19 protein-coding genes and 1 tRNA gene are annotated in these 22,644 nt (G+C 51.4%); 16 read left to right on the forward strand and 4 right to left on the reverse strand.

Features of this window, described 5'->3' with window-relative positions:
* Nucleotides 1-22 precede the first annotated feature (22 nt).
* From ACN085_RS08825 to ACN085_RS08840, 4 genes are all read left to right on the forward strand, one after another.
* A complete protein-coding gene (locus tag ACN085_RS08825; RefSeq protein ID WP_419099873.1) occupies nucleotides 23-523 on the forward strand; it encodes a hypothetical protein in 501 nt (166 codons plus the stop codon).
* Nucleotides 524-648: 125 nt separating this feature from the next.
* Nucleotides 649-720 (forward strand) — tRNA-Gln (locus tag ACN085_RS08830).
* Between the two features lie 66 nt (nucleotides 721-786).
* Entirely contained in the window at nucleotides 787-2,268 is a 1,482-nt protein-coding gene (gene glmU, locus ACN085_RS08835; protein ID WP_419111293.1) for a bifunctional UDP-N-acetylglucosamine diphosphorylase/glucosamine-1-phosphate N-acetyltransferase GlmU, read from the forward strand.
* A complete protein-coding gene (locus ACN085_RS08840; RefSeq protein ID WP_419111294.1) occupies nucleotides 2,268-3,248 on the forward strand; it encodes a ribose-phosphate diphosphokinase in 981 nt (326 codons plus the stop codon). Before glmU ends, ACN085_RS08840 begins: the two co-directional genes overlap by 1 nt.
* A 66-nt stretch (nucleotides 3,249-3,314) precedes the next feature.
* Here ACN085_RS08840 and ACN085_RS08845 read toward each other — a convergent pair whose 3' ends face one another.
* Both ACN085_RS08845 and ACN085_RS08850 read right to left on the reverse strand, forming a co-directional pair.
* Nucleotides 3,315-4,778: a lipopolysaccharide biosynthesis protein gene (locus tag ACN085_RS08845; RefSeq protein WP_419111295.1), complete on the reverse strand. Its 1,464-nt coding sequence runs from the start codon at nucleotides 4,776-4,778 to the stop codon at nucleotides 3,315-3,317.
* A complete protein-coding gene (locus tag ACN085_RS08850) occupies nucleotides 4,775-5,881 on the reverse strand; it encodes a polysaccharide pyruvyl transferase family protein (RefSeq protein ID WP_419111296.1) in 1,107 nt (368 codons plus the stop codon). The genes ACN085_RS08845 and ACN085_RS08850 overlap by 4 nt, the downstream gene beginning before the upstream one ends.
* A 308-nt stretch (nucleotides 5,882-6,189) precedes the next feature.
* On the opposite strand from ACN085_RS08850, the gene ACN085_RS08855 reads away from it, so the two are divergent.
* From ACN085_RS08855 to ACN085_RS08910, 12 genes are all read left to right on the forward strand, one after another.
* Nucleotides 6,190-7,293, forward strand: coding sequence for a Coenzyme F420 hydrogenase/dehydrogenase, beta subunit C-terminal domain (locus ACN085_RS08855; protein ID WP_419111347.1), 1,104 nt, complete (start codon nucleotides 6,190-6,192; stop codon nucleotides 7,291-7,293).
* Nucleotides 7,294-7,316: 23 nt separating this feature from the next.
* The gene (locus tag ACN085_RS08860) at nucleotides 7,317-8,258 is read left to right on the forward strand and encodes a glycosyltransferase family 2 protein (protein WP_419111297.1); all 942 of its coding nucleotides are present in this window, start codon (nucleotides 7,317-7,319) and stop codon (nucleotides 8,256-8,258) included.
* On the forward strand, nucleotides 8,255-9,265 hold the full coding sequence (locus ACN085_RS08865) for a CgeB family protein (RefSeq protein ID WP_419111298.1): 1,011 nt from the start codon (nucleotides 8,255-8,257) through the stop codon (nucleotides 9,263-9,265). The genes ACN085_RS08860 and ACN085_RS08865 overlap by 4 nt, the downstream gene beginning before the upstream one ends.
* A 386-nt stretch (nucleotides 9,266-9,651) precedes the next feature.
* Nucleotides 9,652-10,329 (forward strand): hypothetical protein, encoded by a 678-nt coding sequence (locus ACN085_RS08870; protein ID WP_419111299.1) that lies wholly within the window; start codon nucleotides 9,652-9,654, stop codon nucleotides 10,327-10,329.
* 5 nt (nucleotides 10,330-10,334) lie between these two features.
* Nucleotides 10,335-11,057, forward strand: coding sequence for a cytidylyltransferase domain-containing protein (locus tag ACN085_RS08875; RefSeq protein ID WP_419099866.1), 723 nt, complete (start codon nucleotides 10,335-10,337; stop codon nucleotides 11,055-11,057).
* Between the two features lie 6 nt (nucleotides 11,058-11,063).
* On the forward strand, nucleotides 11,064-13,307 hold the full coding sequence (locus ACN085_RS08880) for an N-acetylneuraminate synthase family protein (RefSeq protein WP_419111300.1): 2,244 nt from the start codon (nucleotides 11,064-11,066) through the stop codon (nucleotides 13,305-13,307).
* Complete coding sequence (locus ACN085_RS08885; protein WP_419111301.1) at nucleotides 13,298-14,431, forward strand: glycosyltransferase; 1,134 nt, start codon at nucleotides 13,298-13,300, stop codon at nucleotides 14,429-14,431. Before ACN085_RS08880 ends, ACN085_RS08885 begins: the two co-directional genes overlap by 10 nt.
* 2 nt (nucleotides 14,432-14,433) lie before the next feature.
* Nucleotides 14,434-15,684, forward strand: a complete 1,251-nt coding sequence (locus ACN085_RS08890; protein WP_419111302.1) for an O-antigen ligase family protein — start codon at nucleotides 14,434-14,436, stop codon at nucleotides 15,682-15,684.
* Between the two features lie 576 nt (nucleotides 15,685-16,260).
* On the forward strand, nucleotides 16,261-17,334 hold the full coding sequence (locus tag ACN085_RS08895; protein ID WP_419111303.1) for a glycosyltransferase family 4 protein: 1,074 nt from the start codon (nucleotides 16,261-16,263) through the stop codon (nucleotides 17,332-17,334).
* A 976-nt stretch (nucleotides 17,335-18,310) separates the two neighbouring features.
* Nucleotides 18,311-19,282 carry an acyltransferase family protein gene (locus tag ACN085_RS08900; RefSeq protein WP_419111348.1) on the forward strand — a complete coding sequence of 324 codons (972 nt, stop codon included), beginning with the start codon at nucleotides 18,311-18,313 and terminating at the stop codon, nucleotides 19,280-19,282.
* 1 nt (nucleotide 19,283) lies between these two features.
* Nucleotides 19,284-20,225: a glycosyltransferase family 2 protein gene (locus ACN085_RS08905; protein ID WP_419111304.1), complete on the forward strand. Its 942-nt coding sequence runs from the start codon at nucleotides 19,284-19,286 to the stop codon at nucleotides 20,223-20,225.
* A gap of 21 nt (nucleotides 20,226-20,246) precedes the next feature.
* Nucleotides 20,247-21,368 carry a glycosyltransferase gene (locus tag ACN085_RS08910; RefSeq protein WP_419111305.1) on the forward strand — a complete coding sequence of 374 codons (1,122 nt, stop codon included), beginning with the start codon at nucleotides 20,247-20,249 and terminating at the stop codon, nucleotides 21,366-21,368.
* Nucleotides 21,369-21,435: 67 nt separating this feature from the next.
* Here ACN085_RS08910 and ACN085_RS08915 read toward each other — a convergent pair whose 3' ends face one another.
* Nucleotides 21,436-21,735 carry a PqqD family protein gene (locus ACN085_RS08915; protein ID WP_419104451.1) on the reverse strand — a complete coding sequence of 100 codons (300 nt, stop codon included), beginning with the start codon at nucleotides 21,733-21,735 and terminating at the stop codon, nucleotides 21,436-21,438.
* Entirely contained in the window at nucleotides 21,732-22,589 is an 858-nt protein-coding gene (locus ACN085_RS08920) for a nucleotidyltransferase family protein (protein WP_419111306.1), read from the reverse strand. The genes ACN085_RS08915 and ACN085_RS08920 overlap by 4 nt, the downstream gene beginning before the upstream one ends.
* Nucleotides 22,590-22,644: the final 55 nt, after the last annotated feature.

Below are 22,644 nucleotides of genomic sequence, written 5' to 3' on the forward strand. Positions count from 1 at the left end.
TGCAGATACAAAAAAAGAGGTCTTGTTCGTCTGTACCGGTAATATAGCCCGTTCCGCCAGTGCCCAATATCTGGCAGAGGCAATGCTAGAGGATGGCTCTACCTGGACTTTTAATAGTGCCGGTACCGGTGCAATGGTTGGGGCAGGGGTTGCCCGCCATATTGATATCGAACTCGCTCAACGTGGTGCCCAGTACGATCAGCACCTTGCCAAACAAATCACGGAACGCCTGGTCAGAGAGTCAGCTCTTGTGCTGGTCATGGAGAAAGAGCACCTGGACTGGATCGTGCATGAATGGCCCCAGTATCGTTCAAAGGTTCACCTGCTATGCCAGATGGCCAGGGTTCAGAAGCAAGCAGGCAAGCGCGTTGACCCGGTTGCTTTCATGATGCAGTATGACGAAGAACCTCTTGCCCAAGACGAGGTTGCTGATCCTTACCTGCGTGGACCAGAGGCCGCCAAGGTAGCTGTCCAGCGAATTCAAGAAGCACTGGATATTGTCGTGCCCTGGCTAGGGAATTAGCAATTTATCAGCTACACGGTAGCTTTCAGAAAGTTCTTATTTAGCACCCTAACTTTATCTTTGCTACTATGGTCTAAGTCTGCTCCTGCTCAACCCAGCATGGGACTGAGCTAGGACAGCCCTATTCCGCCATGGTGTAATTGGCAACACAGCGGCCTTTGGAGCCGTTATTCAAGGTTCGAGTCCTTGTGGCGGAGCTCAACCACCCCGGTGCCTTCATGGCATATTTTTTGGGGTATCACTCACTTGAGGAGTTCCATACAGTGACAGTAGTTACATCAGCCCCATCTGCCGTGATCGTTCTGGCTGCGGGGGCCGGAACCCGTATGAAGTCATCAACTCCCAAGGTTATGCACCCTATCGGTGGTCGCTCCATGGTGGAGCACGCTGTTGCCGTGGCGCGGGAACTTGAACCCAAGAACCTTGCCGTTGTTGTACGTCACCAGCGTGACAAGGTGGCTGAGCATGTCACCGCCTTTGATGAGCAGGTTACCATCATCGATCAGGACGAGATTCCCGGAACCGGCCGCGCTGTAGAGGTCGGCCTGCTGGGCCTTGACTCCGAAGTGGGTCAGGTAGAGGGGACGGTCGTAGTAACCTACGGCGATGTTCCCCTGCTGAAGACCGAAAGTCTGCGTAAGCTCATCGCTTTTCACGAAGAAGGCAAAAACGCTGTCACTGTTCTGACGACACACCTTGAGGAGCCCGGCTCCTACGGCCGTATCGTCCGCAACGAATCAGGCGAAGTCACTGCCATCGTTGAAGCTAAAGATGCCACCCCTGAACAGCTTGCCATCACCGAGATTAATTCTGGTATTTATGCTTTCGATGCCACTGTTCTGCGTAATTCGCTAACCCGCGTCACCACCGATAACGCTCAGGGCGAGAAGTACATTACCGATGTCCTATCCATTGCTCGCGAAGACGGCCACCGCACCTCGGCACTCGATATTGAGGACCGCTGGGAGGTAGAAGGCGCTAATGACCGTGTTCAGCTGGCTCAGCTGGGTCGCAAACTCAATGACCGCATTACTCATGGCCACATGGTCGGTGGTGTCACCATTGTTGACCCAGAGAGCACATGGATTGATGTCACCGTAACCATCGAGAACGATGTCACCATTCTTCCCGGCACGCACCTCAAGGGAACCACCCGCATCGCTACCGGCTCCGTGATTGGCCCAGACACCACGCTCACCAACGTCAAGGTAGGGGAGAAGGTCACTATTTCACGCACCGAAGGCTACGACTCAGAAATTGCAGACGGTGCAAGTGTTGGCCCCTTCGCCTACCTGCGCCCCGGCACCAAGCTCGGTGTTAAGGGTAAGATCGGTACTTTCGTGGAAACCAAGAACGCAGAGATTGGTTCCGGATCTAAGCTCCCCCACCTGTCCTATGCTGGCGACGTCACCATCGGTGAGAACTCCAATATTGGAGCCGCTTCAGTGTTCGTTAACTATGACGGTGTGAATAAGTCCCGCTCAACCGTGGGAAGTAACGTTCGTATGGGTTCAGACAACATGTATGTTGCTCCCGTAAATATTGGGGACGGGGCGTATTCTGGTGCTGGGACCGTTATCCGCAAGGACGTACCCGCTGGGGCTCTTGCCATCAACGAAGCTCCCCAACGCAATATCGAGCGCTGGGTCATTGAAAAACGCGCTGGAACAGAGGCTGCCCAAGCCGCCGAGGCGGCTTTGGCGCAGCAGCCGGCACAGCCTGAAAAGGAAAGCGATAAGCAGTAATGACTGAGATTACGAATCCGGGCGAAAAGAAGATGGCCTTGGTCTCCGGGCGTGCCCACCCCGAACTGGCTGAGCAGATTGCTGCTGAGCTAGGAAACGAGGTTCTTCCCTCATCTGCCTACACTTTTGCTAATGGGGAAACCTACGTCCGATTCAACGAATCGGTACGCGGTAAAGATGCTTTCGTGATTCAGTCTCACCCGGCACCCATTAACGATGCCATCATGGAACAGCTGATTATGATTGACTCGCTCAAGCGAGCATCCGCCCGTTCCATTACTGTTGTTTCTCCTTTCTACCCTTACGCCCGCCAGGACAAAAAGCATAAGGGCCGCGAGCCCATCTCAGCCCGTCTGGTTGCAGATCTTTACAAGACTGCTGGTGCTGACCGTCTGATGAGCGTTGATCTGCACACCGCGCAGATTCAGGGCTTTTTTGACGGTCCTGTGGATCACCTCATGGCTATCCCGCTTCTTGCTGAGCACGTTGCCAGCAAGGTAGACACCTCAAACGTTACTGTTGTTTCCCCCGATACCGGCCGTGTACGTGTCGCTGAGCAGTGGGCAGAGCTCCTGGGCAGTGCACCTCTGGCTTTCGTTCACAAGACCCGCGATATTAACGTGCCCAACCAGGCTGTTTCTAAGACCGTGGTGGGCGATATCAAGGGCCGTACCTGTGTTCTGATTGATGACATGATTGACACCGGTGGCACTATTGCCGGTGCGGTCAAGGTCCTTAAGGACAATGGCGCTAAGGACGTTATTATCGCGGCAACCCACGCGGTTTTCTCTGAGCCTGCTGCTGAAAGGCTAAGCCAGTGCGGTGCTAGCGAGGTTGTTGTCACTAATACCCTGCCACTGCGCCCCGAACAGAAGTTTGAGAACCTGACCGTGCTTTCCATTGCCCCCCTGCTGGCACGCGCTATCAAGGAAGTCTTCGATGAAGGCTCTGTCACTAAGTTATTTGCGGGTGCCTGCTGACTAGACGGAATAATGGGAGGAGAGGGTGCGTCTGGGATAAGACGTACCCTCTCCTCTTTTAGGGCTTTATTGCTTAGAACGTCCTAATATTGATTTTAATGTTTTAAGACAGACCATGAAGTCTTTGCGATATCTGGGAATCACCATGAGAAGCAGTAGCGGAATCGCTATGTAAATCAGGCTTGTTATAGTCAAGGTGAGAAGAGGAGAGCCTCTAAAATCAAAGAATGACTTGGCCGACCAGGAAGCACCCAAGGCAAACCCTGCTAGGATGATGACACGGAGAGACGTTAGGAAAAGTGGGAGAGTGTTGATCCTAGTTGTTCTTGCGCATATATAAAACGAAATTGGCCATAAAATCATTGGTGCTATGATGTAAACACTGGCAATAGCCATGAAACCAAAGGGTACCATAAAAACAAAGAGTGTTATTCTGACTAGCGCCGACAGCAGGGTGTATTTGAATAAAGTACCGCTTCTACCCTTGGCTAGATATAACCAACCTCCCGCAGAGGACAGGTTGGATATTGAGTCTCCAATTGCAAAAATTGCCACGAGGGGGGCTATTTCTGCCCAACGGCTACCGAGTACAAATGGCACAGTTTCTGCGGCAGTTGCTGCGGCATACATTCCCAGCAGCGTAATCGGGTACAGGAAAATTAACTGCGCTTTACCCGCAAATTCTACCAACCGTTGGTTGTCATCTTGAACTTTAGAGAGTGTGCTGAGGGCCATACTGCCTAAAGGGCTACGAATCTGATTCATGGGCATTCTGATAAGTTGCATAGCCCGGTTATATTGGCCTAGTAGGGTTGTGCCGTAAAACCTGCCGATGAGAGTGACATCGAGGTTGCTAGCAGCGTAGGTGAGAACACCTGAACCGAAGAGTGGCAGACCGTATTTGAGATAGGGCTTGATGCTTACTGAAGAGTTATATGCCTGGGGGCACCAACCCGCAGAAAAGGCTATAAATACGAAGGATAAACATGCTCCCAAGATCTGTTGTAGCACAAGCGCCCAGTAGCCTGCGCCCGTCAAAGCACAGTACAGCGCAACGAAAAAAGCGATTAGAGAGGCGCTAATATCACTATATGCAATAGGTTTAACTCGTAATTCCCTGACCAGAGAAGCCCTGAACTGGGTTGTTGCTCCGTTGAAAAGAAAAGTAGTCGATAGAGCCAGAGTTATGTATAGCACAGCTGGCTCATTGTAAAAGGCTACTAGTACTGGTGCGAGTATTGCTGTGCCGAGGGCGCAGAATAGCCCAATAGCTGTGTTGGCCCACCAGAGATTACTCCTCTCGATGGACGTTAGGTGTTTGGCTTGGATGCTGGCTGCTGATAAGCCCATATCACGTATAATTTCTGCAACCCCAATGACTGCGGTAACCATTGCGATCAGTCCGTAATCGTGGGGAGATAGCAACCGAGCAAGAACAACAAGCGAGGCAATGTTCACGCCCAATTTAATAAATTGTCCAAACGTCCCTATTAGCGCGCCCCTGGCACCCTTGACTCCTAGGGAACTCATTTTTTAAATTTTTTCAGTGCCTGAACAGCTTTGCTAACCAGGACATCTGCCTCTTGGCGTACCCTCAATGACTCTTGTTCTAAAACAGAGTTTTGCTCAGCAAGAGTTAGAACATCCTTAGCGCTGCTGTTGATATCCCTAATATCAACGGTGTGAGCCCAATTCACTTGTTCCAGCAGTGGCGCAAATTTGCGTGAGTATGCCATGGGGATTGTGGGCGTAGACATAGACAGAGCGTTGAGGCAAGCATGCATCCTGGCTGCAATCACTAAATTTGCCTGACCGATAATCTGTCTAGCTTGTGAGAGCGACTGAGGGATGGCCACCCTTAGGCCTGGGTATGTAGCAAGAATCTCAGGTATTGGGTAAAGGTCGTGATCTTCAGGTTGCTTTGGATTATCGGAAAGAACATGGGGAAGTAGAGTAACTGATCTTTCCTGCTCAATCAGGCCTTGAATTGTCTCATGAATCATTGTTCTATATTTTTGATAATCTACATGAGGGTTCTCATTCCATAACAACCCCGAGACGTTGAGAAGTACATCATATTTTTTTTCGAGCCTAGCTGATTCTAACGCGAATACAACATCTGTGGTCAGTAGTGATGATTTTGTCAGAAATTTTTGTGCGTACTTCATGGAGTATGGGTCGCGAGCCATAGTAAGGGAGCTGAGTTGAAGTGTTAGAAAAGCAGATAATTTACCGGTGATGCTGTTAAAGGGCCCTACAGTTTGCGGTCCTAGCACGACTGGGATCCCCATCAAACGCGCCACCCAGCCCAGGGCACTTGTTTTAATCTGTCTCTTTATTCCGTATATATCAGAAAAGCTGTCACCTCCCCGCGCGTCGATAATAAGGTCAAAACCCTTAATCCAGCTCTTGAACTCACTCCCAGGTTTCAGCGCATTGAGGAGGAGCGATTTGACTCTAGAAATATTGATTGGCCCATCGTTGTGCGGGAGGCTGCTATCGCCGGTTCCATGGAATTTCACCTCGGTACCTTCCCCAAAAGCTCTCAACGCGAGGCTTCTAGTTCCTACACCCAGGGCTGCTACACCTAGATTGTCATGATGCTCATTGGCCCAAAGTACGAGTATTTTCAACGGTGATTCCTTAATGGTGATTGTGGCGTGGCCTGAATGCCGCTCTATATCCTAGCACCGTAAATAGCCCCGTATTCAGGGGTCCACGGCAGACAGGGTGAGATATTAATTTCATCATCAACTGAGCTGATTAGAGATCATTTAGCTATGTTAGAATCAACAGGAGCTAGGGAACACGAAGGGGCAAAGTAAGCATGAAATCCTTTAACGATTCAGTACAGAAAGTTGTCTCTTCACAGATGTGTACTGGATGTGGGCTGTGTGCTGCTATGTTACCGGGACTAGAGATGAAAAGCCGTGGCGGTTTTATGCGTCCTGTCCTATCTGGCTCGGATAGCAATGACAGGAAGCTGATCAAAACCTTCAATAGAAGTTGCCCGGGTAAACTTGTTCGGGCAGTTAAAAATCCCTCTGCAACGAGACACCCAACTTTGGGACCTATAGTGGGCATATGGGAAGCCTACGCCTTAGACGAGACTTTCCGAGATAAAGGTTCAAGTGGTGGAGTTCTCTCTAGTCTTAGCGCCTGGATGTTGGAACGGGGGATAGCTAGCACTGTATCCGGTGCTTCCAAAGAGAGCACTAACCCAAGGCGTACTGTTCCAGTTACTATTACCACCAAAGAACAGGCACTCAAAGCTGCGGGATCTAGATACGCGCCAGTGAGTGCTTTAAGCGGTGAATCCGCTCTTAAAGTGGGAAACGCTGTCGTGGGTAAACCTTGTGAAGTCTCAGCAATGAGATCTTATGAGAACATGGAGGGGAGGGACAACAGCATTAAGCTTAGTTTCTTCTGCGCGGGCACTCCCTCGCAAGAAGCCACAGATAGTCTTATCGAAAAACTGGGGATTCCCAAAACAAAACCCCTCAAGGATTTGTGGTACAGGGGTAATGGGTGGCCTGGGAATTTTACAGCTATTGCTAAAGATGGTCAGCGTGTCGAAACTTCATATGACGAGTCTTGGGGGGCTGCACTGGGGCCAACTGTTCAATGGCGATGTCGCGTGTGTCCAGACGGTGTAGGTGAATCTTCTGACATTACCGCAGGAGACTTTTGGGAGGCTGATGAAAATGGTTACCCCAAGTTTTCTGACATGCCCGGCCGGTCTGTTCTGATTGCTAGGACATCTCGCGGGTTTGAGCTTGTCCAGGCCGCCGAACGAGAGGGCGTAATTGCCCTACGACCAGCGGATCCAGAAGCTGTTGCTAAGATGCAGCCATATCAGTTCTCTCGGCGTAGGTATCTGTTTGGTCGTTTGCTTGCAAGTCAAATTTTTCTAGGGGCTGCGCCGCGAGTTCGCGGCTTCGGTATCATCAAGGCTACTCTTGGAGAGCCCATTAGAACTTATCGTGAGTTGCGAGGGTCCATTTCTCGTATAAGGCACAGGCGACGTGCAGGCATCAAGAGCTAGTAATTTTTTAGGAAGGGCAGGGCGTGCAAGAGGTTTCTCGTATTCCTGATAGATATTCGGATAAAGCTGGGATTTCGGCTGTTATCCCTTATTACGGAGATCCTAAAGATACTCTTGAACTGATTCGTCAGCTACAGGAGCAAGTTGTTGCCAGCTCACTTGAAATTATCGTTTCTGACGATTGTTCGCCGGTACCTTTCCCACAAACTGAGGGAGTCCGGCTGGTCCGCCGGGAGACAAACGGCGGGTTTGGCAGCGCTGTGAACTCAGGGGCTGCCGTAGCTACCGGCCGCTGGTTGTTTATCCTTAACAGCGACCTGACTCTCAAGCCCAACTTCTTGCAGGCTATGGTTGATTCCGGCGAACGCCTGGGGCACGCTCTGGTCAGCCCCCAGGTTGTTGACCACAAGGGTATTGGCCAGTGGGTGGGCCGTGCCTTCCCCACGACCTTTCACTATGTGTGGGAATGGTTCACTCCCTTAGCGCGTTTCCGTTCAACCAACTTCTGGCACCGTATGGTGGGCCATGACCTCAAATGCACAACCGGAGCAGTCGTTGAAACCGATTGGGTTATCGGTGCTTGCATGATGCTACCGACAGAGCTGTTCCTGGAGATGGGTGGCTTTGATGAGTCATTCTTCATGAACTGTGAAGAGGTAGACCTGCAACGCCGCCTGCGTGACCGGGGAGTTCCCCGAGTCTTTGACGGAACGATTACGGTCGAACACCTTGGTGGCGGTTCCAGCGGTGACAGTACCCGCCGCCGCCGTTGGCTTCTTGAGTCTCGCTTTAGATATGCGCAGAAATGGCAAGAAAGTAATTATCTTGTTGTAGCCCTTAAGATAGCCACATATCTGAATTTTATTTACAATACAGTTCGTTCGTGCCGAAATGCTAAAGTTTCTCCGAGGTTTACGCTCCAAGAAGAGCTTGAATACATTAAGAAAGCACAGGCTCAAACATGACCCCCGAAAAACTACTCATTGTTAGCCCGGCATTTCATGGGTACTGTCACTCGATTGCTGATGGATTCAGCCAACTTGGTTACGAGGTTACAGTTCACAGATACGATGCTTTTGACACTTTCAAAGATAAGATTCGCAATAAGGCCCTGTACGAGCTTCCCTCAAAAATAGGTTTGCAAGGACAAAAGGCTGCTGAGATTGCAGCGACTACCAAGGCTTTGAGGGTTCTTGACGAAGTAAAGCCTGACAAACTCATTGTTATTAAAGCCGATGGGTTGGGCGATAACTTTTGGCAGAAAGTGGACGAATCACGAATTCCTCACATCTTATGGCTATACGACGATCTTAAAAGGCATCGTTACACTCTTGAATTTCTTAAGAGCCGCCCCACAGTAGTTAGCTATGCACGTTCAGAAGCTGAAGAATTTTCCCTCAATGGAGCTAACGCCCACTTTGTGGCTAACGGCTATGACCCTAAGCTTGCTGACTTCCCCACTGAATGCATCCCCGAAATTGTTTTTGTAGGATCACGCTACGATAACCGCGAAAAAATGATGCTTGCCCTCCAAGAAGCGGGGGTCCCCGTAAGGGCGTATGGTCGAGCCTGGTCACACCACCCCTTTGACCGCTTACGTACTTGGGAAATAAAGCGACCCGAACTTCCAGCAGAGCGAGATATACCTCTTGCTGAAGCCTATAAGGTTCAAGCTGCTGCTGCTGCCTCGCTGAATGTTCATGGGCTACAGGCAGGCTTGTCCATGAGAACTTTTGAGGTACCCGGCATGAACGGCCTGCAGCTCATTGACCGGCCCGATGTTGAAGAATTTTACGAAGTCGGCAAGGAGGTTCTGCTCTACCAGAGCACCGATGAACTAATCGAGATTTGCCAGCGAGTTATTGCAGAGCCCTCTTGGAGTGATTCGATTCGCGAAGCAGGGCTCAAACGTAGCCAAGCTGAACATACTTTTTTCCACCGAGCACAGAAGATGAATCTTTTATGGGCCTAAAGTACCCTTCAGACTTAGAAGCCTGGAATAGATGGCAGGCAAATGCCCATCTGTTACGGAGGGGTAAAAGCACTGTCAAAAATTTTGCGTCTTCACTACCTTCGACGGGCAAAGGTAAGCCTCTAAATGAGCTTGTAACTGGCTACCTACATACCACCGGTGAAACTGCAAAGATACTAATCGCGCTGGACTCCACCTCACCTACTTCGCTGAACTCTCTGGTCACCCCCACCAAATTTTTGGGGCAAACCCCCTATGCGGTGTGGGCCCCCAACGACCTTACAGCCTATCTTCCAGACCAGAGCTGGACGGTGCAATTGGTGCAAGAAGACAAGCTGGATACTGTTTTACCTGAGGTCCAAGAGATAGTGGCGCTTGGTCACTATATGGCATGGGGCTCCGCCGCCTACCGATTCTCGCAAAGGAACGAAGCTCAGTTCGTTACTATTCAACACGGGTTGCAGACCCCGTATGCGCCGCCTCTGGCTTTCGGTACTCACCTCTTGGCCTTCAGCCAGGCTGATGCTGACTTCTGGATTTCCGGTCGTACCGATGTGACGGCTCAGGTCGTGGGTTCTCAGCTTTTCTGGGAGGCCTCTCAGCAACCTGCGGTTGATCCTGCCGAGATTCTCTCCACTCCGTTGTTCCTTGGGCAAATGCACGGGGCCGAGCTGCCCCGTGCTTCCTTCGCTTACTCCACCCTCAAATTCACCAGGGAGAACAAGGCAATCTACAGACCTCACCCGAGTGAGAAAGATAAACTTTCTCTCCTCACACACGGTTTGATGGATAGACTGGGCATTGAAGTTGATCGCTCACAGCGGCCTCTGAACCAGGTTAATAATCCGATTGTTTCCATCTTCTCAACGGGGGTCCTAGAAGCAGCTATTCGCGGGGTTCCAGCTTGGGTCTACCACCCGCATCCGCCGCAGTGGTTGCAGGATTTCTGGGAGCGCTACGGCATGAGCCCCTGGGGGAGCGAACCGACCCCGGCACCTCAGCTTCCGAGCCGTGAACCGGCGGAAACCATCGCACATATCCTCACTCAATCATTGGAGAACTAGACAGCATGCGTATTCTTTGCGTGATACCCGTTCGCGGCGGGTCTAAGGGAATCCCGCGCAAGAACCTCAAGCCTATCGCTGGGAAACCGCTGGTTGCCTGGACCATTGAGCAGGCTCTTGAGGCGCAGAAAGCTCTGGCAGGTGAACATACAGTAGACGTTGTAGTGTCCACCGACGACGCCGAACTGGCCGATACTGCCCGTGAATACGGGGCAGAGGTGCCCTTTATCCGCCCGGCCCACCTGGCTAAGGACACCACCGCAACCGAACCGGTGATTGAGCACGCGATTGACTTCTACACGCAGGACGGCAGACGGCCGGATGCGGTTATGCTCTTGCAGGCCACCAGCCCCGTCCGCCTACCCGGCACCCTGGAACGGGCTATCCGCCAGTTTGCAGACTCAGACTCGGACTCCATGGTGGGGGTTATCCCCATCGGCCCCTTCATCTGGGCGGCAACAGAGCCTCCGACAGCACAGTACGAAGTCATGAATCGGCCTCGCAGGCAGGAGCTCACCCGTGAGACCTTCCGCTACCGCGAAAACGGGTCCATGTACATCACCAGCACAGAGCTCTATGAAAGCCTCCATAACCGTCTGGGCGGAAAGATTGAGCTCTTCATTCTCGATGAGGTAGAAGGCGTGGACATCGATGCCATGATTGACTTCTCCCTCGCTGAACACCAGCTTCTTACCACCCTCGCACCCTCGCACAAGAAAAAAGGCTAATCCCCCATGATTATCGAACGTAACATCACCCCCTACATCGTTTTCTCAGAGGACCCGGTTCTAACCGCCCTCCACAAAATCTCCGCTAACGGCCAGCGCATCATTTTCCTGGTCAATGAATCCGGCGTTCTCAAAGGCTCGCTATCCGACGGCGACTTCCGGCGCTGGCTGATTGCCAACCCCACCGCCTCGCTGGAAACCAGCGCCCTTGACGTCGCTCACCTGGGCGTCAAGACCGCACCGGTTGGTTCTGAGCCCGCTGAACTTCAGAAGGAGTTCGCCAAGGGGATTAGCCACCTTCCCCTGGTCGATGAGCGCGGCCACCTGGTCGCTATCGCCATGGATGAGCAGAACGTCCTGCGTATTGGCCGCACCGAGATCTCCGAGGACTCACCGGCCTTCATCATTGCTGAAATCGGCAACAACCACCAGGGCGACGTTGACCTGGCTAAGCGCCTGGTAGACCTGGCCGTTGATACCGGTGCCGATGCTGTTAAATTCCAGCTTCGTGACATGGACGCTCTCTACCGCCAGAAGGGCTCCAAGTCAGCAGGCGAGGACCTAGGCGTTCAGTACACCCTCGATTTGCTCTCTCGTTTCTCCTTCACCGTAGATCAGATGTATGAGGTCTTCAACCATGTCAAACAGCACGACATGGACATCATGTGCACCCCCTGGGATGCCCCCTCCGTTCAGGCTCTGGTGGATTACGGTGTACAGGGCCTCAAGGTTGCCTCAGCAGACCTAACCAACCATGACCTGCTCCGTGACATGGCCTCACGGGGCCTGCCCATGCTGATCTCAACCGGCATGAGCCGCGAAGAAGAGATCCGTGAATCTGTCAAACTGCTCCGTTCACTCGGTGCCTCTTATGGGCTACTCCAATGCCAGTCCACCTACCCTGCGCCCTTCAAGGATGTCAACCTGGCCTATATGGACCGCCTGGCAGAAATCGGCCAGTGCTTGGTTGGCTACTCCGGCCACGAACGCGGCTATCATGTACCCATCGCTGCTGTTGCTCGCGGTGCCAAGATTATTGAGAAGCACTTCACCATTGACAAGACCCTTGAGGGCAACGACCATACCGTCTCCCTGCTGCCCGAAGAGTTCAAGGCTATGGTCCAGCAGATTCGTGAGGTTGAGGAGTCCATCGGTACCGCCGCACCCCGCCAAGTATCCACTGGTGAGCTTATGAACCGTGTGAACCTGGCTAAGTCACTGGTGGCTACCCGCACTATCGCCAAGGGCGAGGTCGTCACCGAAGCCGACGTTGAGGTCAAGTCACCTGGCCGTGGACTGCAGCCCAACTACCTGCCCCAGCTCCTGGGACGCACCATGCAGCGCGAGGTTGAGGCCGGCTCCTTCTTCTTCGAGGGCGATCTCAAAGACGACCTGGTGACCCGCCGCGACTTCAAATTCGACCGCCCCTGGGGCCTGCCCGTTCGCTACCACGACTACAAGCCGCTGATTTCAGAAGCCAAGCCTGATTTCCTTGAATTCCACTTCAGCTATAAGGACCTGGAAGTCAACATTGACGATGTCTTTGACCGCAAGTTAGACATGTCATTCACCACTCACCTGCCCGACCTCTTCGCCGGGGACTTCCTGGTAGACCTAGCCTCACGCGACCAGGAAATCTGGGAACGCTCCATCGCCGAGGTCCAGCGTACCATCGACATCACCCGCGACTTGACCCGCTACTTCACCCTAGATGATGACCCGGTCATGGTTGTCACCATGGGCGGTTTCACCAAGGACGGCCACATTGCCCCGGCCGCCCGTGCCGACAAATACGAGCGTATCGGCCAGGCCCTGGCTAAGCTGGACACCTCCGGCGTGCGAATTGCTGCTCAGACCCTGCCCCCTTACCCCTGGCTCATGGGTGGCCAGCAGTACCATAACCTCTTCCTTGACCCCAAGGATACCGCAGAGTTCTCCGATACCTACAACACCGCCCTCTGCCTGGATATCTCCCACACCATGCTGGCGGCTAATTTCCTCAAGATGCCGCTGTCAGAAGCCGTGGACCTGCTGGCCCCCCGCTCTATCCACCTGCACCTAGTTGACGGTGTGGGCGTGGACGGCGAAGGCGTCCAGGTGGGCGAAGGCGACGTGGACTGGGCCGCGCTGGGCAAGCAGCTGCGCGAACTTACCCCCAACTCATCCTTTATCCCCGAAATCTGGCAGGGCCACGTCAACAACGGTGAGGGCTTCTTCACTGCCCTGGATAGGCTGGAAAAGTGGCTGTAAACAGCGACCTACCGGTGGCGCTTCACTGCGTTCCGGTCCCCGATTTTGGTGGTGTAGCCCGGCACATCAGCGACCTCGCTGAGGTCGGGCTACCCGGCTACCGCCTGGTGGTTCTCTGCCCGCCAGGGGAGCTTTCCATTCGACTTAAAGAACTCGGGGCTGAAGTACGCCAAGCTGATTTTGGGCCAGCTGCAGGATTCTCAACTTCCCGGGCAACCCTTAACACCGTCATTGACGAACTCAAACCAGCAATCGTGCACAGCCACCTGGCTTATGCGGATGTGGTAGCCGCTGCGACCGTGAACCTACGCAAGGTCAACAAGATACTGCGCAGGGGCACCCATATACCTCGGGTTTTTACAACCGAACACGGTATTGCCGGGGACGACGCGGTCTACCACGGTACTTCTTGGCGCTCGCGGGTGATGGAGCTGGTGCACCGCGTGCGTTTGTGGGGGACAGATGGCTTGCTGGCTGTTTCTCAGTCCACCGCTGACCAGATGAAAGGTAAGTGGGGTGCTCGTGGGGTTGCGGTGGTTTATAACGGCCTTGATACAGCTCGGGTCGCCTCAGCCGTTGAAAGCTGCCGTGTTCAGCCTGCCCCCGGTGCTTTGCGTGTGCTATCGCTTTCTCGGCTAGCTCCTGAGAAGGGGCTGGACGTACTGGTGGAGGCTTTTGCCGCTGTTCGTCAGGAAATTCCGGGGGCTACCTTGGAGATTGCCGGTAGCGGTCAACTGAAAGAAGACCTACAGAGACAGGTTGCAGAACTTGGGCTTTTGGAATCCGTTAGTTTTCCCGGCTTTGTGGACCCCATCGAAGCTATGGGCCGCTCAGACCTGCTGGTTCAGCTCTCGGTCTGGGAGAACTGTTCTTATACCCTGCTCGATGCCAAAGCAGCCGGGCTAGCTCTTGTAGCAACAGCGGTTGGGGGCAACCCCGAGATCCTGGACGGCAAGGAGCTTGTGCCCTCGCTCAACCAGATGAACCGCCAGACCGCCGCAAGAACGGTTGCCCGGTGTCTGCTAGAGCAGGCTGTGACCGCGCATACTCCACAGACGTTTAGCTGGGCTAGCCGAGAAGAGATGGCATATCAGCTTGTAGCACAATATCAGAGGGGCAGATAGGTATGGCTGTTGTTGGTGTGACCGACGAGGGTAAATTGATTTTGGGGCAGAAGACCCTGAGCGAGCATGGAAAGGATTTGTTAAAGCGAACAGAAACTCAGGTTTCACAGGTTCGTATAGTGGATTTCCTACTTTTTGCTGCCTTGATTTATGGCGTGCCTGTTCCTGGCTTGGGCTTGCCTTTCAACCAGCTCATTGTCTTCATTATTGTCGGTTATGCCCTTACCAGAAAGTCAATTTTTTCTTTGGGCAGGTACTCAACTTTTTTTGTTGTACTGGGGATAATCCTGGCTTATATCGCCATTGTATCTGCCGTGAGTGACCCCAGCCTTTATGCCGCTGATGCTACGCGACGATTTATTCGTCTTGTGGCCACAACCGGGCTTATTTATGTGATTGCGGTAGGGAGAATACATCTTCGCTCTGCTATCCTTGGCTATTGCACTGCACTTTTTATCAATGCTGGCTTGTTCTTTGCTGGTCTTGCGCCGGACACCTACGGGGGCTACCTCACCGGGTATCTTGGGGACAAAAATTATGCTGGTTTGGTCCATGCACTCTTTGCTCTTTTGATTATGACCGTCTATTCAAAGCGCTGGCAGCAGATTGTGGGGCTGGCGGTTTCCTGTCTTCTGTTGTGGGAGACAGGCTCAAGAACTTCTCTGGCGGCCTTGCTTTTTGCCTATCTCTGGATTCTCATTGCGTCGCGTTTTCACCCCATGATCAAGGTTTTGCTTCTGGGGATTTTTTACTTCCTCCTGAACTTGGTGACTGAGGATTATGCTGATGCTAAGGTCTTTGGTGACCGATCTGGTAGTGACGCCCTACGCGCCCGCATTGACGAGATGTCATGGACTAAGGTGCAAGAAACCGGCTTCTTTGGGCAGGGGCTGGGGGAGGCATATGTCTATGATTCTTCTGCAGATAGAACCTGGTTTTTCCACAATTCCTATTGGTCTGCTTTTGTCGAGGGTGGCTGGGTTTGGGCTCTTGTCCTTGTTTCACTGACCCTGTTTGTTGCTGTGCGCCCCCTGAGTAAGAAGAGAAGGGATGAACCCCTCTATAGAGTGCTTGCCCAGGGGGTGGGTGTTGCCTTGCTAATTTGCGCTTTCCGGTTGGGCGAAGTCTTTTATACGTTGCCTTGGGCTATCTGCATGGGCTATGTGCTCCGTGCCGCGGTAACTCTGTTACCGGCTAACGATAAGATTGAATTATTCGGCTACGATAAGCAAATCAGGAGTTTGAATAGGTAACCGCACATGATTAGCTGTATCTGCGCTATTAGCTGTTCACTATTTGGCGCTGAAAAGATACGATGAGTTTTTACTAGAATATGGGTTGAAGGCTTTGGCCTCTCGTGTGAGCAAGAATCTGGTTCCCTCTAAAACTTATCGATACTATACGTGTAAAATTTACGATAGTCAGTTAGTCTGCGTCAGCGAGATCTCTCCCCCCTATCTATGCTCGGTATATCTATGTATGGGTGCTCCAATGCCAACGCCTTATGCTGTAATATTGTATGATTTATAACGATGGCTATTGTTTTAATTTTTTTCTTATCCATGCTGTAACTCTGTGTAGTAGCTCTTCATAACGGGATTTTTATCTTTTTTGAGGAAAAGGATCCTCGTTTCCCTCAGTTTTCACTGTTCTAGGGTTTACAATGGAGCATCTCATAGAAGATATTTGGGCGCTTGGATGAGTCATAGCCTTGTACTATGCCTTGTAGTAGCTTTGTCTTATGTCAGTTATATTTTTCTTGAGAGAGGATTGAGTCTGAGAATAACACTGTTTTTGAAGAGGCAGTTATCTAAGGGCTGGTGTTAGGTATGAAAAGGGACGTATATATAGCCACCAACAACGGCGACATCGGTGGGGGAGAGGTAATGCTCCTCAACGTCGCTCGTGCTATCAGATCCACGGGTAGAGAAATAACAATTATTGGCCCAGCTGAGCCAGGTGAGCTCATCGAAGCGGCTAGGGATGAGGGGTTTGCTACTGTATGTTTACCTGCACGTTCCCGACTTCATTACATGATTCAGCTACGTCGTTGGTGGGGGAAACAGAATACTAAAAAAGGTGCCCTGCTATGGTGTAACGGTTTGGTTCCAGCGGTGGCTACAACTGGATTCAAAAAGCGTCTGGTTCATCTACACCAAATACCACAGGGGAAAAATTCCCTGCTTGCCAGGGCTGCCAGCTATGGGTCTGAGCAGATTTTGGTGCCCAGTAAATTCGCTTCCCAGCGTGTGGTCAACGCCAAGTGCTTCTACAATTGGGTACAGCCTATTGAGCTTTCTCCACCTCACTCTAGATTCGAAGGCAACATAGTAAAAGTAGGTTTTCTAGGTAGGCCTTCCCCTATTAAAGGTACAGACTTGTTGGCGGAGGCGATTTACCAGCTTAATAAGAGAAATTCCGGAGTTACTTACAAACTGGTTCTAGCTGGCGAAGCTAAGTATATTGACCAAGCTGCTCGGAACTCTATTGAGGCTGCCATGAGCAAGGTAGATGCAGTTACCCATCGTCTGGGGTGGGTAGAACCCAATGAGCTTCTGGATGCGGTGGACGTTCTGGTTGTTCCTTCTAACTGGGATGAGGTTTTTGGGCTGGTAGCTGCAGAAGCCATGAGCGCCAGTGTGCCCCTTGTTGTATCAAACGCAGGTGCCTTACCTGAAGTTGTGGGGGAAGAATACCCCTGGATAGCGGAGCAGGGTAATGTTAAATCGCTAATCCAGAATATAGATAATTTAGTAAAATTTGGCTGCGAAAATCCTCAGCGTCTCGCACAGGAAGTTCAAAACCTTTCTTGGCGCTGGCAGGAAAGATTTTCGCCATCTGCAGGCAAGAACAGGGTAGAGGAACTAATGAGGAAGCTTGAAAAAATTGGCACTTATGATTGACATAAGTATTGTTATTCCTAATAAGAAGGTTCTTCCGCTCCTTAAGAAGCAACTTGAAGCATGAGCCCAGCAGAAGACCTTAGCTCTCTGGGAATTGGTCGTTTCTGTTAACGTATCTACGGGTAATATACAGGGGGTGTATAAGAGATTTATCGGAGAATTCTCTAGTCTTCCAGATTTACATTAGTTCGTCAGAATTCCTGGAGGCGGCTTGAATGAGCGGCCTTGGCTTACTTGAGGCCAAAAGGAAATTTTGAAGCTGATGCGAAATTCTAAGATTGGTGGGTCGGGTCTATTTATCGGTATTCGAAATCTGCTAGTATTATAGGTGGCCCTTTGTAGATTTTGAGTGATGGATATGCGGTGCGGATATTTAAGGAGAAACTCTATTTATCCCCTTCCCGCCTAAGGGTCCCGCGTGGTTTTATGTAATTTTGTTATCGAAAAAAGTTTGCTGATTGAGGTTGGTGGTTTTGGTCTGTATTTACCGGCCTGTGGAGGTGGAGATATAGATTTGACATTACGTCTTTGCAGGTTGATTGACTCGTGTAACTATAACCCAAAATAATTTTATTTTTTTGGGATACTGAAATTTTAAAAGGTATGCTGTTTAAGTTTTATAATTCGAACCTCTCCGAAGTGTTCATCTGGAAGAAGTGCCCTAATAATTATCCTGAAGTGAATAATAGGGTCTGGGTTCTTAAATCTTTCATTGTCTCTATTGCCATAGTCAAAAAATATGTTAAAAATAATAACCTTGCTGGATTTTTAAGGTTCTTGACGAATCCTATATCTGTACTTGGTGTATGTTCTCAGGACCAAAATAAATTTGCTCAACCAGCCTATATCGAGGGCATAGTTGATGAGCTTTCTTAGAACTAACTCCCCATATCCCTCTGTGCTCAATCAACGTAATAGATCCCTAGACGCCCTCCGAGGAATCGCCATCCTTGCGGTAGTCCTTGGTCACATCAACCTGGGCATTATGCAGGCCGGGCTGACACAAGATGCGCCCCAAGCGTATAAGCACCTTAACATCGCTCTATACAGCGTCCACATGCCACTATTCGCCCTACTATTTGGGCTGAATATACCTGGTTCCTGGATACGGCGGGGGAGCTTTGTGTACGCTGCCAACCGCATCATCGGGTTTATCTATCTATACCTGGTATGGTCATTGATACAGGGCACCGCAGAAGTGCTGGGAGCGCGGTTCTCCAATGGGGGAACAACCTGGGCTGATGTTGCCAATCTTTCGCGCCCTCTCGCGCACCTATGGTACCTGCCATGGATGGTCTTTATCTTCGGGTGCCTCGTTATCGTCAGACCCTGGGAAACAAAAGTTCGCGCAGTCTTATCGCTGACCGTATGTGCTACTTTTGCCGTAGCGCTGTGGGGAGTGAACTATGCTGTGATCTTCGGTAGCGGTATAGCGATTTACCTTTTTGCTTTGGTTGGTTCGCTCATCGGCACCAACCGAATGGGCCAGCTCGATAAGGCACGGCCTCTGGTAACTATCTCGGTTGCTTTGTCCAGCCTTATTGTTTTCCTGTCGATGGTTCTGTCGAATCTTGATATTTCTACACCCACGCTTGATGACCCCTACCGCACTGATTCAAGTATTCTGTTTGGGATTATCGCAACACTTACCGGTGTTACGGGCCTTGTTCTTGCCGTTGCGTCCGCCTCTCGATGGGTCTCTTTTGCGTCTCTAGAATTCATTGGCCGTTATTCATTGCATATTTATCTCATGCATTTGCTAATTACTCCACTGACCAGAATTTTACTGGTGCGTAGCGGGGTCGATAACCCCGTTATTCTCATGGTAATTTCACTGACTACTGGAGTAGGATTACCTCTGGTTACAGCTGTGCTTTTAGAAAAGCGGGTACCCTGGTTATTTAATGTCCCCCAAGCTCTGCAACTGGTCGAGAAAGTAAAGAAGTAAAATGACTTACGAAGCCGCCGTTATTATCCCAAGCCGCGGGGGAGCGCCCAAGTTGCACTACCCCTTGGACGCCTTAGAAGCTCAAACCGAAAAGAACTTTCAGGTTATTGTCGTCCTTGATGGCGATATCGACAATTCAGCCGCTGTTGTCCAGAGCTATATTGACCGTGGACGACTTAACCTCAGCATGATTGTTTTTGACCAGAACCAGGGGAGGGTTGCTGCCCTGAATGCAGGCTACCGGGCCGCCGACGCCGCCATTTTGATACGCTGCGATGACGACATCGAAATGAACGAGGAATACATTTCTCGACACATTGCGTACCATCAGGAACAACCCCGGCGTGCTGTGATGGGTCTTGTGCACAACATCTTTCCCGCTACCCCTCACGCTAAGTTTTATGGACATTACCGCGATCAAAGGTTCAGGGACGATGCCTATTCATCGGACCCCGCAGGCTGGTGGCATTACTGGGCTGCCAACTGCTCAATGTCCTCCGAGCTCTACCACACGGTAGGTGGCTATGACCCGCGATATCGTCTCTACGGCTGGGAAGACGTTGATATGGGCAAGATGCTCGCCGATGCTGGGGCAAGGTTTGTTCTTGCCCGAGACCTTGAAGTAAGGCACTATATTGCGGCAACAACAACTGCAGGAAAAGCTCGCAGAGCGCTCTTTTCCGGTTCTGCTCGAAATATATTTCTTGAAAAACACGGTCAGGATGCGCTGAAACCAATAAAACCCTCAGGGGTTTGGGGGTTTGCGGTGAGGTTTATGGCCCAGTTTATGACAGAAAGAAGCGTAAACTATCTGGGAAGTCTAGTTGACTGGCTGGCCCCGCGGGTGCCTGCCCAAATAGCTGAAAAGATTATTGCTCTCGTCGTTGAATCCTCCAGCTATGCTGGTACAAGATACCCCCACCGTGCACAAAAAAATTTCTAGCTGAAAGAAGAACCCACCCCCATGCGTTCTCGTTCTACTTCTGCGGCAGAGGCAAGCTACCCGGTCGCAATAGCTCACGACTACCTCACCCAGCGTGGTGGTGCCGAGCGGGTAGTTCTTGCCCTGCACAAGGCCTTCCCTGACGCTCCCATTTACACCACTCTCTATGACCCAGAGAAGACTTACCCTGAGTTCAAGAACTGCACCGTTATCACTTCTCCCCTTAACAAGGTGGGTCTCTTCCGTAAAGACCACCGCCTAGCGCTACCGCTACTTCCCTTCTTCTCGAGCAGACTCAAAGTTGATGCTGAGCGGGTGATCGTATCGTCAACCGGGTGGGCTCACGGGTTTAACCTTCCCGCGCAGAGCCTGATTTATTGCCATTCTCCTGCCCGCTGGATTTACCTCACGGATCAATATATGGGTAGCAGCATGAATAAGGCCATTGAGTTTGGTTTTAAAGCCTTGCGCCCCTTCTTGCGTCGGTGGGATCAGCGCGCTGCTGGCAGGCATGATCACTATATAGCCAACTCCAGCATCATCCAGCAAAGAATTTTTGATGTCTACGGCAAACAAGCTAGGGTAATTTTCCCCCCACATTCTATGGATTCAAACGGTCCTCTGAGTCCCATCCCGGGTCTTGAAGACTTCATGGCAGATGGCTACTATCTGCTTGTTTCCCGTCTGCTACCTTACAAAAATATCCAGCATGCCGTCGAGGCTTTTGCTGGGCTCGACCAGAAACTCTTGGTCATCGGTTCCGGCCCGATGGCGGATGAGCTTAAAGCGATGAGCACCCCCAACATAGCTTTTGCATCTGAACTTAGCGATGAGCAGATGCAGTACGCCTATGCTCATGCGCGAGCTCTGCTAGCGGTCTCTCACGAAGATTTCGGGATCACCCCGCTTGAGGGTGGAGCCTTCGGTAAGCCCACCATTGCCCTGAAAGCAGGTGGCTTCCTCGACACTATCCGTGAGGGAATCACCGGTACCTTCATCGACCTCCCAACAGCCCCTGAGATCCGTCGGGCTGTTGAAGACTTTCGTCCCGATGACTACTCAGCCCAGAGAATCCAGGAGCATATCTCCCAGTTCAGTGAGGAGCGGTTTATCCAGCAAATCAGGGAACAAGTCAAGCAATAGTGCACCGGGTCTTAAAAGGAGAGGGCGGGTAACAGCTAGCTGTTACCCGCCCTCATCAGTTTTAGGTTTAGTCCGTGAGCTCTAGAAGGTTTTGCCGGACTAACGAGTCCAGAAAATTGAGGACGCTATCTGCCACGGTTTCACGGGGCACACCGTAGATATCTTGCATATCAGCGATAATCTCTTCGGAACTACGGGGAGAGTCCAGAATCTCCCATATCAAGGCGCTGGGCCCGCGAAGAACAGAAATCTCCGAGGTCAGCAGATTCGCTACATAGGTTTCATCATCTGCGCTTTGCCCACTCTCGAACCCCATGATGAAGCCGATATGGTTCGCGCGGCTGTATCGCATCGTTTGTTCCTTCATGACTTCTTTTTCCAGAAGATAAACCGGGAGAAGAACTTCTGACGGATTTCTTCTTTGGTGGGTGGGTGCCCTAGCTCCATGGCGAGATGATCTTTATTAACCATCACGATACTGAACACCACCCTCGTTTTTGCTCTGAACCCTTTGGCATGCATGAACCGGGCCTTCCACCGGATATAGGTTGAGGTCTTTTCCGATACTGACTTCCAGAGCAGATAGTCAGGGTGATCCCTGAAACTGTCCAACTCCTGCAGAGCAGCCGCGAAAGCAAGTTCAGCATCCAGCGCCGGTAGACGATCTCTCATGTCCTGCCACTGACCGGGGGAGAGGGTCTTACGAAGATACTCAATATCGGCCTTGTACTCATTTTCGGAACGCGCCCCGTGTACTACAACAAAAATACGGGAGTCGGTTAGAGAAGGCAGGTAGCAGGGATAATGAGCTATCTCCCGCGTTCGCCGTTGTTGCCAGAGAGTTTCAAAAGCTGAGCCTTGAGCATCACCGATTCCAGGGAAGTACCGGTGGATGTCAACAAGCCCCCATGACCCGTGGTAGAGGGTCATAGCATGTTCAAAGATTGACCCTGTCTCAAACCGAGCAATGATTTCCCAGCCATCACTCTGGGCAGCTTCTATGAGCTTCTGTAGGTGCTCAGGCCGGACCAGCAAATCAACATCTGTGCTCACCCTACCCTGGCGGTAGACCTCCTGCGCAAAGGCATAACCCTTCACATGCAGAATATCGATGCCGTGCCGGTTAGCTAAATGCTGAAAATAAGCATGAGAAAGGCTGATACGCAATGCAAGGGGAACATCAGAGACAGCTGATGTTTGGGCACTTTGTTCTTTTGACATAGACCTTACTCCGATAATCCCTGGACTATAGAGTTTATGCCAGTCGCTACATAAA

It is taken from the genome of Rothia sp. P4278, from assembly GCF_048512945.1.
GTDB lineage: Bacteria > Actinomycetota > Actinomycetes > Actinomycetales > Micrococcaceae > Rothia.

Bases quoted from the DNA above. Each gene is read 5' to 3' on its own strand.
- ACN085_RS08840 (WP_419111294.1), top strand. From the start codon at position 2,268: ATGACTGAGATTACGAATCCGGGCGAAAAGAAGATGGCCTTGGTCTCC.
- ACN085_RS08845 (WP_419111295.1), bottom strand. From the start codon at position 4,778: ATGAGTTCCCTAGGAGTCAAGGGTGCCAGGGGCGCGCTAATAGGGACG.
- ACN085_RS08855 (WP_419111347.1), top strand. From the start codon at position 6,190: ATGCGTCCTGTCCTATCTGGCTCGGATAGCAATGACAGGAAGCTGATC.
- ACN085_RS08865 (WP_419111298.1), top strand. From the start codon at position 8,255: ATGACCCCCGAAAAACTACTCATTGTTAGCCCGGCATTTCATGGGTAC.
- ACN085_RS08870 (WP_419111299.1), top strand. From the start codon at position 9,652: ATGGCATGGGGCTCCGCCGCCTACCGATTCTCGCAAAGGAACGAAGCT.
- ACN085_RS08875 (WP_419099866.1), top strand. From the start codon at position 10,335: ATGCGTATTCTTTGCGTGATACCCGTTCGCGGCGGGTCTAAGGGAATC.
- ACN085_RS08880 (WP_419111300.1), top strand. From the start codon at position 11,064: ATGATTATCGAACGTAACATCACCCCCTACATCGTTTTCTCAGAGGAC.
- ACN085_RS08890 (WP_419111302.1), top strand. From the start codon at position 14,434: ATGGCTGTTGTTGGTGTGACCGACGAGGGTAAATTGATTTTGGGGCAG.
- ACN085_RS08895 (WP_419111303.1), top strand. From the start codon at position 16,261: ATGAAAAGGGACGTATATATAGCCACCAACAACGGCGACATCGGTGGG.
- ACN085_RS08905 (WP_419111304.1), top strand. From the start codon at position 19,284: ATGACTTACGAAGCCGCCGTTATTATCCCAAGCCGCGGGGGAGCGCCC.
- ACN085_RS08910 (WP_419111305.1), top strand. From the start codon at position 20,247: ATGCGTTCTCGTTCTACTTCTGCGGCAGAGGCAAGCTACCCGGTCGCA.
- ACN085_RS08915 (WP_419104451.1), bottom strand. From the start codon at position 21,735: ATGAAGGAACAAACGATGCGATACAGCCGCGCGAACCATATCGGCTTC.
- ACN085_RS08920 (WP_419111306.1), bottom strand. From the start codon at position 22,589: ATGTCAAAAGAACAAAGTGCCCAAACATCAGCTGTCTCTGATGTTCCC.